Source organism: Pseudomonas sp. BT-42-2, assembly GCF_025847435.2.
Lineage (GTDB): Bacteria > Pseudomonadota > Gammaproteobacteria > Pseudomonadales > Pseudomonadaceae > Aquipseudomonas > Aquipseudomonas urmiensis.
The window spans coordinates 62,062-75,114 of record NZ_JAOYTM010000001.1 but is presented as its reverse complement, the minus strand read 5'-3'; the positions used below and the strand labels follow the sequence as shown (position 1 = coordinate 75,114).

Sequence of the window (13,053 nt, the reverse complement as noted above, 5' to 3'; positions counted from 1 at the left end):
ATGTCACGCCCGATCCGCTTCAACGCCTTCAGCATGAACGCCGCCAGCCACCAGTCGCCAGGCTTGTGGCGCCACCCACGCAATACCAGCGTGCAGTTCAATCGCCTGGACTACTGGACCGACCTTGCTCGCCTGCTTGAGCGCGGCCTGTTCGATGCGCTATTCATCGCTGACGTACTGGGTATCTACGACGTCTACCAGGGCGGTCCAGAGGCGGCCCTGCGCGGTGGCGTGCAGGTGCCGGTGAATGATCCGCTGCTGCTGGTCCCGGCCATGGCCGGGGTCACCGAGCACCTGGGCTTTGGCGTGACATTCTCGCTGACCTACGAACACCCCTACCCCTTCGCCCGGCGCATGTCGACCCTCGACCATCTGAGTAACGGCCGGGTCGGTTGGAACATCGTCACCGGCTACCTGGATAGCGCCGCGCGCAACCTGGGGTTGAACCGCCAACTGGGCCACGACCAGCGTTACGACCTGGCCGATGAGTACCTGCAAGTGCTGTACAAGCTGTGGGAAAAAAGCTGGGAAGACGATGCGGTACTGCTTGAGCGGGACAGCGGGCGCTACATCGATCCGTCCCGCGTACACCCCATCGGCCATCATGGCCAGCACTTCCAGGTCCCCGGCATGCACCTGTGCCAGCCCTCACCACAGCGCACCCCGGTGCTGTTCCAGGCCGGCGCCTCGGCACGCGGCCAGGCGTTTGCCGCGCAACATGCCGAGTGCGTGTTCATCAGCGGCCCGTCGCCGACGGTGCTGCGCCGCTACGCCGACGGCGTTCGCCAAGCCAGCGCCGCGGTTGGCCGTGGTCGCGACGAGGTATTGATCTACGCCCAAGCGCTGCTGATCGTCGGCCACAGCCGTGAACAGGCCCAGGCACGTTTTGCCGAGTACCGGCGCTATGTCGACCTCGACGCCGCGCTGGCCCTGCTGTCTGGCTGGACCGGCATCGACTTCGCCGGGCTCGACCCGGATGCACTGATCGAGTACGTGGAAAATGACGCCGGCCGGGCGGCCCTGGCCGCCTTCACCGCGGCCGACCCGAGCCGCCGCTGGACCGTGCGCGAGGCTGCTGAGTTCATTGGCCTGGGCGGGCGCGGCCCGGTGTTGGTGGGCAGTGCCAGCGAAGTGGCCGATCAACTCGAGCTGTGGCTGGATGAGACCGGCATCGACGGCTTCAACCTGACCTACGCGGTGCAACCGGACGATCTGCACAACGTGGTCGAGCTGCTGGTGCCCGAGTTGCAGCGCCGTGGTCGCTATCCTCTTGCCTATCAAGACGGCACCTTGCGCCACAAGCTGTTCGGCCAGGGCGATCGCCTGCCTGAGCAGCATGCGGGGCGCAACGTCAGCATTCGGTAATCAAATACCGGGTATTTCAACATTTAATTTGTGGATGGCAGTGCACGGACCCTATCCTGTCCGTGCATCCCCTGCGGCGCACCGGCCGGTGCGGTTTCCGGCACGGGGAGAGAACAACAAGTCGAGACTGTCCATGTCGAATCACTCCTACTTCGCCCCTCACGGTGGGCACCCCGCTCAAACCGAGCTGCTGACTGACCGTGCCATGTTCACCGAAGCCTATGCCGTCATCCCCAAGGGCGTGATGCGTGACATCGTCACCAGCCACCTGCCGTTCTGGGACAAGATGCGCATGTGGGTCATCGCCCGTCCGCTGACCGGTTTTGCCGAGACCTTCTCGCAGTACATCGTCGAAGTCGCGCCAGAAGGCGGCAGCGAGCGCCCAGAGCTGGACCCGAACGCCGAAGCGGTACTGTTCGTGGTCGAGGGTGAAATCGACATCACCCTGGAAGGCAAGCCCCACACCCTGGCCCCAGGCGGCTATGCGTTCATCGCCCCGGGCGCCGAGTGGAGCCTGCGCAACCACAGCAAGGCCAACGTGACCTTCCACTGGCTGCGCAAGCACTACCAGAAGGTCGAAGGCCTGGACCTGCCAGAATCCTTCGTCACCCACCGCGACAAGGCCCAGGTGATCGAGATGCCGGGCACCGAAGGCGCGTGGAAAACCACCCGCTTCGTCGACATGGCCGACATGCGCCACGACATGCACGTCAACATCGTGACCTTCCAGCCAGGCGGTGTGATTCCGTTCGCTGAGACCCACGTCATGGAACACGGCCTGTACGTGCTGGAAGGCAAGGCGGTGTACCGCCTGAACCAGGACTGGGTCGAGGTTGAAGCCGGTGACTTCATGTGGCTGCGCGCCTTCTGCCCACAAGCGTGCTATTCCGGCGGTCCAGGTCCGTTCAGCTACCTGCTGTACAAGGACGTTAACCGTCATGTGCACCTGACCCTCAACCCAAAGCGTTGAGTTCAGGCTGAGATTGTTGGGGCTGCGCTGCGGCCCCAATATCTGCCACCCCTTCCAAGTTTGTGGCCATACTAGAAATCGATACCCTCAACAGCGGCCCACGACCATGCCCCGCCCCCGCCTGCTGGTCGCTTTGTTATTCCTGCTCCCGCTCAACGTTCATGCCGATGATTGGCGCCTGGCGCACCAACAGGACGGCATCGATGTCTACCTGAGCGCCGTGCCCAGTTCCGCCTATCAACAGTTTCGCGGCGTCACCCGAATCAAGGCCAGCGTGCGTACCCTGGTAGATCTGCAGGAAAACCTGCGGGTAGCCTGCAAGTGGTTGTATGCCTGCGCCCAGATGCGCCTGCTGGAAGTCGACGGCGACAGCACCTGGGTCTACCTCACGACCGACCTGCCCTGGCCAGCACAACCCCGCGACATCGTCCTCAAGGTGCGCAGCGAGCGCCTGGACGACGGCACGCTGGTGCGCCATTTGAGCGCAGAGCCGACCAAGCTGCCCCCGGTGCAAGGCTTGATCCGCGTGCGCCGCTTACAAGGGGAATGGATCATGCGTCCGCTGGGCGAGCGCGAAACCGAGGTCACCTATCAGTTACAGGCCGACCCCGCCGGCGATGTGCCGGGCTGGCTGGCCAACCGTTTTGTGGTCGATGCGCCGATGGTGACCTTGCGCACCCTGCGCGCGGTTGCCGAGCGCCAGCCCTGAATGCAAACGATCGGATGACCGTTGGTGAAATGTTTGGAACGACTTTGCCGGCCTGGCTTCAAAAGAATGATGCTCGTCATCTTTCGCCAGGAGCCCCTTTATGACTTTTCACTCTCTCGAAGCGCTATGAAGAGTACCTATCGCGCTTCCAGTGCATGCCTTGAGCTGGACTTTGTCCGCGACACCCTGTTCGGCCCCGTGGCCCAACGTGTCGAGTGCCATGTGCAGTTGGCCGCTATCAACCTACAAGGCTGTCCAGCCTTGCGCTTGCATGTGTCGCCCCCGTTACCCGCCAAGCTCGACCGCGCCCACAGCGTGGCATTCACCTGGGATGGCCGCAGCTACCGCGGCGTGGTGCGCGATCATGGCCGGTGTGGCGATGGCGGGCTGAACTTGCTGCTCGAACTGCAGTAAGGCGATCAATGGCAGGTAATTAGGCTGAACCCAGCCGCCGCCACGCTTCTCCATTGAAAGAGGCTGCGCTTGTCCTAGCGCGAAAGCCTGGAGGAGATCGCCATGAACAGTCCATTGCTCAAGCTCTTCATTCACCCCGCTGACGCCTGGCTGGACATCCGCCATGCCGAAGAAGCCCATCCGCAGCAATACCTGCCTCGTCTGTTGGCAATGGCGCTGATCCCCGCGTTATGCCTGTTTGTCGGCACCACCCAGTTCGGCTGGAGCCTGGCCGGTGAAGAGCGGGTGCGCCTGAGCATGGCCAGTGCCGCTCAACTGAGCGGTTTGCTCTATGCCACCACGGTGGTCGGTGTGATGATCATGGGTGTGATGATTCGCTGGATGTCACGCGGCTTCGATGCCCAACCAACGCTCAATCAGTGCATCGGCTTTGCTGCCTATTGCGCCACGCCATGGTTTGTTGCGGGAGTGGTGGGCCTGGTCCCCATGCGCTGGTTGGCTGTCGCGGCGCTGGCAGCGGCATCGGCCTATGCCACGGTATTGCTGTATGGGGGGTTGCAGACGTTCCTGCGCTTGCGCAAGGAGCAGGCCATGCTGTTCGCCACCTGCGTGTGGGGAGTGGGCCTGTTGCTGATGGTGACCATCCTGGTGTCGATGATCCTGTTCTGGTTCAACACCTTGATGCCTGAATATGTGCGCCCGGCCAGCCTTGGCTGACCGGGGCAACCGACAGCGCTCAGGCGATGGCCCTGGCCGCTGTGGCAGGATGGGCCAGGCGCTGCTCAGCGCGAAGCTGTGCCACCAGCCCAACCAGATCACGACAACTATTGAGGTTGGCGACCGGTACATCGGTGAGAGTCACGCAATCCTCAAGACTCTGCCCTTCACCGAGCCGAATGGTCAGGTGGGCGCCATCGGGGCAACTAACTTCACAACGGTCTGGCAGGCAGGCTTGCTCAATGAGCTGACGCATTTCCAGCATCGAAACACCAATCAACGACATGGTACGACCCTCTCTTCATCGGATGGCCTGTTATGTTTAATTACGCCGTCAGCGGGCGAGACGCCAATTGATAGTGCGCATGTTCAAGCGGCCGTCCATTTGCCAGAACAATCCCAGCGCAAGCAATCCCCTAGCACCTTAGTGGAAGATCTCCAGCCGGCGGCGACCGTTCGTTCTACTGCGCCTGTGATGCGACGGGCGGTCGCAGATCACTCAATGAAGTCCACAAATGCTGCGCCGCATAGGCTCGCCACGGTCGCCAGGCTTGAGCGCGGTGGGCCAGATCTGCCTCCACGCCTTCCAACACACGCAGCGCCTTGATCAACGCCACATCACCCAGCGGTAACGCATCGGCGTCACCCAGTTGGCGCAGCGCAAGGTACTGCGCGCTCCATGGGCCGATCCCTTTGAGCTTGAGCAGGCGCTCAAGCGCGGTATGTGATGCCTGGCCAGGAGCGAGTAGATCAGGGCTGGCCAACAAGGCGTTGGCCAAGGTGGTCAGTGTGACTGCGCGAGCACGCGGCATGCCCAGGCCCTGCAGCGTCAGGCCAGCGATTGCACTTGCACGAGGGAAGACATGGCTCAGCCCGGCTGCCGCCAACGCCAGCGGTTGACCATGGCGCTGTACCAGCCGACCGGCCAGGGTCATGGCGGCGGCGACCGTGACTTGCTGACCCAGTACCGTGCGCATGGCTTGCTCGAAGCCGTCCCAACCCTGCGCCACGCGCAGGCCAGGACGGCGGGCCAGCAACTGGGCCATCAGCGCATCGCGCCCCAGTTCGGCCTGGATGCGCGCAGGCTCTGCGTCCAGATCGAATACCCGGCGCAGGCGCGCGACCAGCGCAGGTACAGCGCCAGGGGCAACCCCGGACAATTCCACCCGCAACTGCGCGCCGTTCGCGGGCGACACCTGCACTGTCCCCTGCCGCCCGCGCCACTCGAAGCTGCGCCGGTACACCTCACCCTGGCAGCGCTCGATCCCGGGAATGCACCGCGCAGCCAGGAAGGCCACCATTGCCGGCCAGTCGTAAGGGGCGCGGTAGCGCAGCCACAGGCAAGCCCCGCCCTCGGGCCGTACGCTACGGCGCACGGCCTGCAAGCGGGACAAGCGGGTGATCAATGCGGCGCCCCCTCCCCTGCATCGGCCATCAGGCCGAAACGCCCGGCATGGAAATCATCGAATGATTCGGCGATTTCTGCCTGACTGTTCATCACGAACGGGCCGTATCCGACAATTGGCTCATCGATCGGCTCGCCGCTGAGCAGCAGCACCACGGCGTCGCCCAGCGCTTGCACGTGCACCTGTTCACCCACGCGATCCAGCAACACCAGGCTGGCAGGACCTGCATCGCGCTCGCCATTGACCCGGACACTGCCGCGCAGCACTACCAGTGCGGCGTTGCGGCCCTCTGCCACGGGCAATTGCAGTTCGGCACCCACCTTGAGCTGCATGTCCCAGACGTCCATGGCGGTAAAGGTCCGCGCCGGGCCAGCATGGCCTTGGTAATGACCGGCAATCACGCGCAAGGTACCGCCATCGTTGGCCAGCGCGACCACTGGGATATCCGTCGACAGCAGGGTCTGGTAGCCCGCCGCGGCACGCTTGTCCTTGGCGGGCAGGTTGACCCACAACTGCACCATTTCCAGGGCGCCTCCGCTGCGGGCAAAGGCTGGAGAATGGAACTCTTCATGGATGATGCCGTTGGCGGCAGTCATCCACTGCACATCGCCCGGCCCGATCAGGCCACCGGCGCCGGTGGAGTCGCGATGCTCCAATTCGCCTTGATAGACGATGGTCACCGTCTCAAAGCCCCGATGCGGATGCTGGCCAACCCCGCGGCGGGCATTGGTCGGGGTGAAGTCATGGGGCCCGGCGTAGTCGAGCAGCAGGAACGGGCTGATCTTGCTGGCCAGATGGTCGTAGGTGAACAGGCTGCGCACCGGAAAACCGTCGCCTACCCAGTGGGCATTAGGGTTTTGGTGAATACCCAGAATCTTTTTCATGAGATGACTCCTCTCTTGGCTGGGTATAACCTTACTTATAGTGCTAATGGCGCGGTAGATGGCCAAAACAGCACTGATCGTCCCATCTATGGAACATCAACCTCAAATCGCCTGCATTGCCAGTAACTCCGTAAGCACCTCGGCCAGGGCCTTGACCATCACATCCGCCGTTGGCCGATGCACGATGACGATCTCGTAGCTATCGACCTCAGGCAACCCCTGCATCGCGCCGAGCACCCGATGTTCGGCTGTGGCAGCGCGCGGCGGGAGCAGGCTGACGCCCATGCCATCGGCCACCGCTGCCTGAATGCCGCTGAGGCTGGAGCTGGTAAAGCTGATGCGCCAGCGCCGACCCATGCCCTCGATGGCACTGATCATATCGTCGCGGTACAGCCCACGCGGTGGGAAGGTCACCAACGGTATGGGGTCAAGATCGAAGGCAGGCAGGCGCGCGCTGTCGATCCACTGCAGACGCTCCGGCCAGCATGCCACGCCTTCACGACTGTTGCGCCGCTGCTTGAGCAGCACCAGGTCGAGTTCGCCATTGTCGTAGGCCTGGCTGAGGTCGCGACACAGCCCGCTGGCGACTTCCAGCTTGACCTGCGGATGCTGGCGGCTGAAGGCCGACAAGGCGTTGGTGGTGCGGCCGCCGACGAAGTCTTCCGGAACCCCCAGGCGCACAGTCATACCGACCATGGCCCCGGCCAGGGCTTCAAGCATCTGATCGTTCAACGCCAGCATGTGCCGGGCATAGCCGAGCAGGGTCTGGCCGGCGTCGGTGGGCAATACGTCACGGTTGCCGCGCACCAGCAGACGATGGCCGACCATCTCTTCCAACCGGCGTACTTTTTGGCTGATGGTCGACTGGGTCGAGTGCAGCCTTGCCGCTGCCGTGGTGAAACTGCCGCAATCGGCCACCACGACGATGGCGCGTAGCAGGTCGAGGTCGAACAGGGCTCTATTCGATTTCACGCTAACAGACATCGCGCTATTCAACTTGTAAATGACAAGCGTGAGTTCTAACACGCCCACCCGCTGTCGGCCAGCGCAATCAGCGCCTATTCACAACGGCACTGCCTGCCATCCAGATAAATCACTTCACCCCCTCACGCGGTTTTCCTAGGATGGACATTCATTGACCAGGAGCCGCCGCATGCGTCTACCCTGCGCTGCACTGCTGATGCTGCTTAGCTGCTGCAACTTCACCGCTTATGCCGAGACTACGATGACCGACTCTTTGATCGACGCCGCCCACCGCGGCGATGGGCTAACCGTGCAGCGCCTGCTGGATCAGGGTGCGCCGCTGGAGGCCAGGGACGCTCAGGGCCGCACTGCGCTGCTGGTTGCGACCCAGGCCAATCAAGTGCAAGTGGCGCAGGCACTGATCGCGGCCGGCGCCGATGTGAATGCCAAAGACAATATCCACGACAGCCCCTACCTGTACGCCGGGGCGCGTGGGCTCAACGACATCCTGCGCCTGACCCTCGAACATGGCGCCGACCTCAAGAGCACCAACCGCTATGGCGGTACCGCCTTGATCCCTGCGGCTGAGCGTGGCCATGTTGAAACCGTGCAGATGCTGATCGATGCCGGGGTGGATGTGAATCATCTCAATCGCCTGCACTGGACCGCCCTGCTGGAGGCGGTAATCCTCGGCGATGGCGGGCCGCGCCATGTGGAGATCGTGCGGCGGCTACTACAAGCCGGTGCTGATCCGACGATTGCCGACAAGGACGGCGTTAGCGCCCTGGAGCATGCGCGCCAGCGCGGTTATCAGGAGATGGTTCAATTGCTCAACAAATAGACCTGGCGCTACGCTACGGCCCTTCGCGGGTAAACCCGCTCACCCTGTTGCCTTGGTGAGCGACGCTTTACCTGCGCGCCGGCTTACCCGCGCAGGCCAGGCCCGCCCCCCAGCGAGTATTGCCCAGACAGGCCACCCCTCCACAGACCAGCACAACAACCTGTGGGAGCGGGCTTGCCCGCGAAGAAGCCAGACCTGACCCCCGCGGAGTATTCCCCAGACAGGCCCCCCCTCCACAGACCAGCACAACAACCTGTGGAAGCGGGCTTGCCCGCGAAGAGGCCAGACCTGACCCCCGCCGAGGATTCCCCAGACAGGTCACCCCCTACAGACCAACACAACAACCTGTGGGAGCGGGCTTGCCCGCGAAGAGGTCGACACTGACGTTATTGCATCCAGGGCGGTGGCGGTTCCTCGGCCTTGACCGGCCCACGCTCAGCCTCCTCTCGCGCAGCCCGACGGCGGGCATCATCGAGACGCGCCGCTTCGATCTCGCGCAGCACGCCCCCCACATCGGCATCGTGGTCGTCGTCCTTGAACTGCCCGGTCAACGGCGTATCGGCCAGCAACTCACCAGCCTCGAACAGCGACCACATTTCCCGCGCATAACGGGTGGCCTTGAGCTCCGGGGCAAAGCGGCCGAAGTAGCCGCTCATGTTCGCCACATCGCGCTCGAGCATGCTGAAGGCATGGTTGTTGGCCGCAGCATCCACCGCCTGGGGCAGGTCGATGATCACCGGACCGTCTGGGCCAAGCAGCACGTTAAACTCAGAAAGGTCACCATGCACCAAGCCTGCACAGAGCATCAGCACGATCTGGCGAATCACAAAAGCGTGGTACTCGCGCGCCTGCTCTGGCTCCAGGTGCACGTCGTTCAGGCGCGGCGCGGCGTTGCCGTCCTCGTCCACCACCAGTTCCATCAGCAGCACGCCGTCCTGGAAATCGAACGGCTTGGGCACCCGCACGCCGGCATGAGCGAGACGGAACAAGGCCGCCACCTCGGCGTTCTGCCAAGCGTCTTCGGCTTCTTTACGGCCGTACTTGGACCCCTTGGCCATGGCCCGGGCCTGACGGCTGTTGCGCACCTTGCGTCCTTCCTGGTACTCGGCGGCCTGGCGGAAACTGCGTTTGTTGGCTTCCTTGTAGACCTTGGCGCAACGCACCTGGGTGCCGCAGCGCACTACATAGACCGCTGCTTCCTTACCACTCATCAGCGGCCGTAGTACTTCGTCGACCAGCCCGTCTTCGATCAGCGGTTCAATCCGTTTTGGAGTCTTCATCAGGTTTAATTCGGGGTCCTGTTCTGCCAGACACTGGGTTTGCCGGCCATCCTCTCACAGCCTGAACCGACTTGCTCGCTCCGCCGCTATTCGATACGCGGATGTTGTTGTACCAAATGCTTGCGCTTGGCCTCCAGCTCAGCGATCTGCTGGTCGATGTCTTCGATTTTTTGCTCGATATTGTCGTGATGTTCCTGCAAAAGCTCACGTGCCTCCTCGATATCAGAGGCCGCTGGGGCCGCGCCGCGCAAGGGCTGGTTGGCGGTTTCCTTCATGGTCACACCGGTTACCAGGCCGACCAGGGCAATCACCATCAGGTAGTAGGCTGGCATGTACAGGTCATTGGTGCTTTCCACCAGCCAGGCGGCGATGGTCGGCGTGAGGCCAGCGATCAGCACGGAAATGTTGAAGGCACTGGCCAGCGCGCTGTAGCGAATATGGGTGGGGAACATCGCCGGCAGGGTCGAGGCCATCACGCCGATGAAGAAGTTGAGCAGGATCGCCAGCACCAGCAAGCCAGCGAAGATCACGCCGAGCACGCCACTGTTGATCATCATGAACGCCGGGATAGCCAGGATGAACAAGCCAACACTACCGCAGATGATGAACGGCCTGCGGCCGAATTTATCGCTGAGCAAGCCGATCACCGGTTGCACGAACAGCATGCCGACCATGATCGCGATGATGATCAGTACCCCGCGGCTTTCGCTGTAGTGCAGGTTGTGCGACAGGTAGCTGGGCATGTAGGTGAGCAGCATGTAGTAGGTGACGTTGGTCGCGATCACCACGCCAATGCAGGTCAACAGGCTGCGCCAGTGCTGGGTAGCGACTTCCTTGAACGACACCTTGGGGCCGGAGGCCAACCCTTCGCGGTCGCCCTGTTCGAGTTTGTCGACGTGTTGTTGGAACGCCGGGGTTTCTTCCAGGGCGTGCCGCAGGTACAGGCCGATGATGCCCAGCGGCAAGGCCAGCAGGAACGGCAGGCGCCAGCCCCACTCAAGGAACTTCTCCTCACCGACGATGGCGGAGATGAACACCACCAGCCCAGCACCAAACACAAAGCCTGCGATCGAGCCGAAATCCAGCCAGCTGCCAAGGAAGCCGCGCTTGCGATCCGGGGCGTATTCAGCGACGAAAATCGACGCCCCGGTGTATTCGCCGCCAACCGAGAAGCCCTGGGCCATCTTGCACAGCAGCAACAGGATCGGCGCCCAGATGCCGATCGAGGCATAGGACGGGATCAGGCCAATGGCGAAGGTACTCAGGGACATGATCACGATGGTGGCGGCGAGGACTTTCTGGCGCCCATAGCGATCGCCCAGCGCGCCGAAAAACAGCCCGCCCAACGGACGAATCAAGAACGGTACGGAAAAGGTGCCAAGGGCTGCGATCATCTGTACGCCCGGGTCGGCGCCAGGGAAGAACACCTTGCCCAGCACATAGGCGACAAAGCCATAGACGCCGAAGTCGAACCATTCCATGGCATTGCCTAGCGCAGCGGCGGTGATCGCCTTGCGCATCTTGGCGTCGTCGACGATGGTGATGTCTTTCAAGCCAATCGGCTTGACGCTTTTCTTGCGTGATTTCATATCCGTCACTCTGTATCTGACTTGTCCTGTGCCTGGCTGCCATCGTTTTGGTGGCCAGGCTCTAAGGCATCAGATACAAAGGGATACGAAATAATTCACCACTCACTGCTTTTTTCAGTGAATTGACCGAAGTCATCGCGGGGCAAAACCGCGATGACTCCGGTACGGCTTGGCAGTGCCTCTACTGATTGCGCGTCACTCGCCACACCGTATTGGCCAGGTCATCGGCAATGATCAACGCCCCGCGCGGATCGACCGTGACCCCGACCGGCCGCCCACGGGTCTTGCCGTCTTCACCCCTGAAGCCGGTGGCGAAGTCCACTGGCTCACCGGCCGGCCGGCCATTGCTGAACGGCACGAAGATCACCTTGTAGCCCACAGGATTGGGCCGGTTCCAACTGCCGTGCTCGCCGACGAAGACGCCATCAGCGAACGCCTCCCCCATCGCTGGCAGCGAGAAGTCGACCCCCAGCGCCGCCACATGCGAGCCAAGGCTGTAGTCCGGTTTGATCGCTGCGGCGACCTTGTCCGGGTTTTGCGGCTGCGCGCGCGGGTCGACGTTCTGGCCCCAATAGCTATAGGGCCAACCGTAGAAACCGCCCTCCTTCACCGAGGTCAGGTAGTCGGGCACCAGATCAGGCCCCAGCTCGTCGCGCTCGTTGACTACCGTCCACAACTGCCCGGTGCCTGGCTGGATGGTCAGCGCGGTCGGGTTGCGCAGCCCAGTCGCATAAGGCCGGTGGGCGCCGGTCTGGGCGTCGATCTGCCAGACCATCGCCCGGTCGATCTCGGCCTCCATGCCACGCTCGGTGATGTTGCTGTTGGAACCGATACCGACATACAGGTAGCGACCATCAGGGCTGATGGTCAGGGCTTTGGTCCAGTGGTGATTGATCTCGGCCGGCAGATCGGTGACTTTGCTGGGCGGGCCGCTGGCCTGGGTCTGGCCTTCGCTGTAGTCGAAACGCACCAGCGCATCCTGGTTGGCCACGTAGAGCTTGCCCTCGGCAAAGGCCAGGCCGTAGGGCGCGTTGAGGTTTTCGGCAAACACGGTCTTGAGCTCATAGTTGCCGTCGCCGTCGGCGTCGCGCAGTAAGGTCAGGCGGTTGCCGCCCTTGACCTGGGTATTGCCCTTGGCCTTGATCGAACTGGCGATGACGTCCTTGGGCTTGAGTTTGGCGGCGCTGCCGCCGCGCCCCTCGGCCACCAGGATATCGCCGTTGGGCAGCACCAGGGTCTGGCGCGGAATCCGCAGGTCAGTGGCGATGGCGCTGATACTGTAGCCCTGGGGCACGGTCGGTTTTTGCTCACCCCAGGCGGTTGGCTGGGCGATTTTCATGCTCGGCAGCAAGCCGCGCTGAGGATCGGGCAACTTGGGGTCGGCGCCGTAGGTTTGCTGGGCATCACCTTCGCCGCCACAGGCACTGAGCAGCAGGGCCATGCTCAAGGCAGTCAGGGGGTATCTAGGGTTCATTGCGCACCTCCCGATCGCAAGTTGGTCAGGCCGATCCAGGTCGCGCTACAGGCCAGCGCGCTGACGATCACCGACAGCACCAGGCCTGAGGGCATCACCGCCCAGGCGTCCTTGGCATGTTCGAAGGCATTGACCAGGCCCAACAGCCAGGTGGCCAGCAGCACCAGGAAATACACCAGCGCACGCCCGCCTTTGTGCTCGGCGCGGATCAGATTGACCAACCCGAACAGCAACGCCAGCCCGCAGAACAGCAAGCCGCCAGCGATCAGCCAGGCGGCGAAATTACTCCACTGGATCTGGTAGCTCTGGTAGTAGGCGATGTCACTGAGCAAACCGCCGAGAAACAGCGGCACAGTACCGGCCAGCAAGGTCGCGTGTAGCGGACCTGGCGTGCAGCGATAGACAGGTTGAGTGGTAACGGTCACGGCGGCTCCTTTTCAT

The 13,053-nt window shown here is 62.8% G+C and carries 14 protein-coding genes; 6 read left to right on the top strand and 8 right to left on the bottom strand.

Translation table 11 applies throughout. From position 1 onward, the window contains the following. The 5 genes from OIU19_RS00360 (at position 1) to OIU19_RS00340 (ending at position 4,175) form a co-directional block, all read left to right on the top strand. On the top strand, positions 1–1,365 hold the full coding sequence (locus tag OIU19_RS00360; protein WP_264232545.1) for an LLM class flavin-dependent oxidoreductase: 1,365 nt from the start codon (positions 1–3) through the stop codon (positions 1,363–1,365). A 133-nt stretch (positions 1,366–1,498) separates the two neighbouring features. Continuing rightward, on the top strand, positions 1,499–2,335 hold the full coding sequence (locus OIU19_RS00355; RefSeq protein WP_186557047.1) for a bifunctional allantoicase/(S)-ureidoglycine aminohydrolase: 837 nt from the start codon (positions 1,499–1,501) through the stop codon (positions 2,333–2,335). A gap of 106 nt (positions 2,336–2,441) precedes the next feature. Continuing rightward, complete coding sequence (locus OIU19_RS00350) at positions 2,442–3,044, top strand: START domain-containing protein (protein ID WP_264232543.1); 603 nt, start codon at positions 2,442–2,444, stop codon at positions 3,042–3,044. 126 nt (positions 3,045–3,170) lie between these two features. Then, a complete protein-coding gene (locus OIU19_RS00345) occupies positions 3,171–3,458 on the top strand; it encodes a hypothetical protein (RefSeq protein ID WP_264232541.1) in 288 nt (95 codons plus the stop codon). Between the two features lie 102 nt (positions 3,459–3,560). After that, the gene (locus OIU19_RS00340) at positions 3,561–4,175 is read left to right on the top strand and encodes a Yip1 family protein (RefSeq protein ID WP_264232539.1); all 615 of its coding nucleotides are present in this window, start codon (positions 3,561–3,563) and stop codon (positions 4,173–4,175) included. A 19-nt stretch (positions 4,176–4,194) separates the two neighbouring features. Here OIU19_RS00340 and OIU19_RS00335 read toward each other — a convergent pair whose 3' ends face one another. The 4 genes from OIU19_RS00335 to OIU19_RS00320 form a co-directional block, all read right to left on the bottom strand. Beyond that, positions 4,195–4,461 (bottom strand): DUF1652 domain-containing protein, encoded by a 267-nt coding sequence (locus OIU19_RS00335; protein ID WP_264232537.1) that lies wholly within the window; start codon positions 4,459–4,461, stop codon positions 4,195–4,197. A gap of 175 nt (positions 4,462–4,636) precedes the next feature. Next, entirely contained in the window at positions 4,637–5,476 is an 840-nt protein-coding gene (locus OIU19_RS00330; RefSeq protein WP_372353274.1) for a DNA-3-methyladenine glycosylase, read from the bottom strand. Positions 5,477–5,577: 101 nt separating this feature from the next. Beyond that, entirely contained in the window at positions 5,578–6,465 is an 888-nt protein-coding gene (locus tag OIU19_RS00325) for a pirin family protein (RefSeq protein ID WP_264232535.1), read from the bottom strand. 102 nt (positions 6,466–6,567) lie between these two features. After that, the gene (locus OIU19_RS00320) at positions 6,568–7,449 is read right to left on the bottom strand and encodes a LysR substrate-binding domain-containing protein (protein ID WP_264232533.1); all 882 of its coding nucleotides are present in this window, start codon (positions 7,447–7,449) and stop codon (positions 6,568–6,570) included. Positions 7,450–7,618: 169 nt separating this feature from the next. Here OIU19_RS00320 and OIU19_RS00315 point away from each other — a divergent pair, with 169 nt between their 5' ends. After that, positions 7,619–8,269 carry an ankyrin repeat domain-containing protein gene (locus OIU19_RS00315; RefSeq protein ID WP_264232531.1) on the top strand — a complete coding sequence of 217 codons (651 nt, stop codon included), beginning with the start codon at positions 7,619–7,621 and terminating at the stop codon, positions 8,267–8,269. A gap of 386 nt (positions 8,270–8,655) precedes the next feature. On the opposite strand, the gene OIU19_RS00310 is transcribed toward OIU19_RS00315, so the two are convergent. The 4 genes from OIU19_RS00310 to OIU19_RS00295 form a co-directional block, all read right to left on the bottom strand. Next, positions 8,656–9,549: a PA4780 family RIO1-like protein kinase gene (locus tag OIU19_RS00310; protein WP_264232530.1), complete on the bottom strand. Its 894-nt coding sequence runs from the start codon at positions 9,547–9,549 to the stop codon at positions 8,656–8,658. A gap of 86 nt (positions 9,550–9,635) precedes the next feature. Next, positions 9,636–11,138 carry a glycine betaine/L-proline transporter ProP gene (gene proP, locus OIU19_RS00305; protein WP_186557035.1) on the bottom strand — a complete coding sequence of 501 codons (1,503 nt, stop codon included), beginning with the start codon at positions 11,136–11,138 and terminating at the stop codon, positions 9,636–9,638. A gap of 181 nt (positions 11,139–11,319) precedes the next feature. Beyond that, the gene (locus OIU19_RS00300) at positions 11,320–12,612 is read right to left on the bottom strand and encodes a sorbosone dehydrogenase family protein (RefSeq protein WP_186557034.1); all 1,293 of its coding nucleotides are present in this window, start codon (positions 12,610–12,612) and stop codon (positions 11,320–11,322) included. Further along, positions 12,609–13,037, bottom strand: coding sequence for a DUF2231 domain-containing protein (locus OIU19_RS00295; RefSeq protein WP_264232528.1), 429 nt, complete (start codon positions 13,035–13,037; stop codon positions 12,609–12,611). Before OIU19_RS00295 ends, OIU19_RS00300 begins: the two co-directional genes overlap by 4 nt. Positions 13,038–13,053 lie beyond the last annotated feature (16 nt).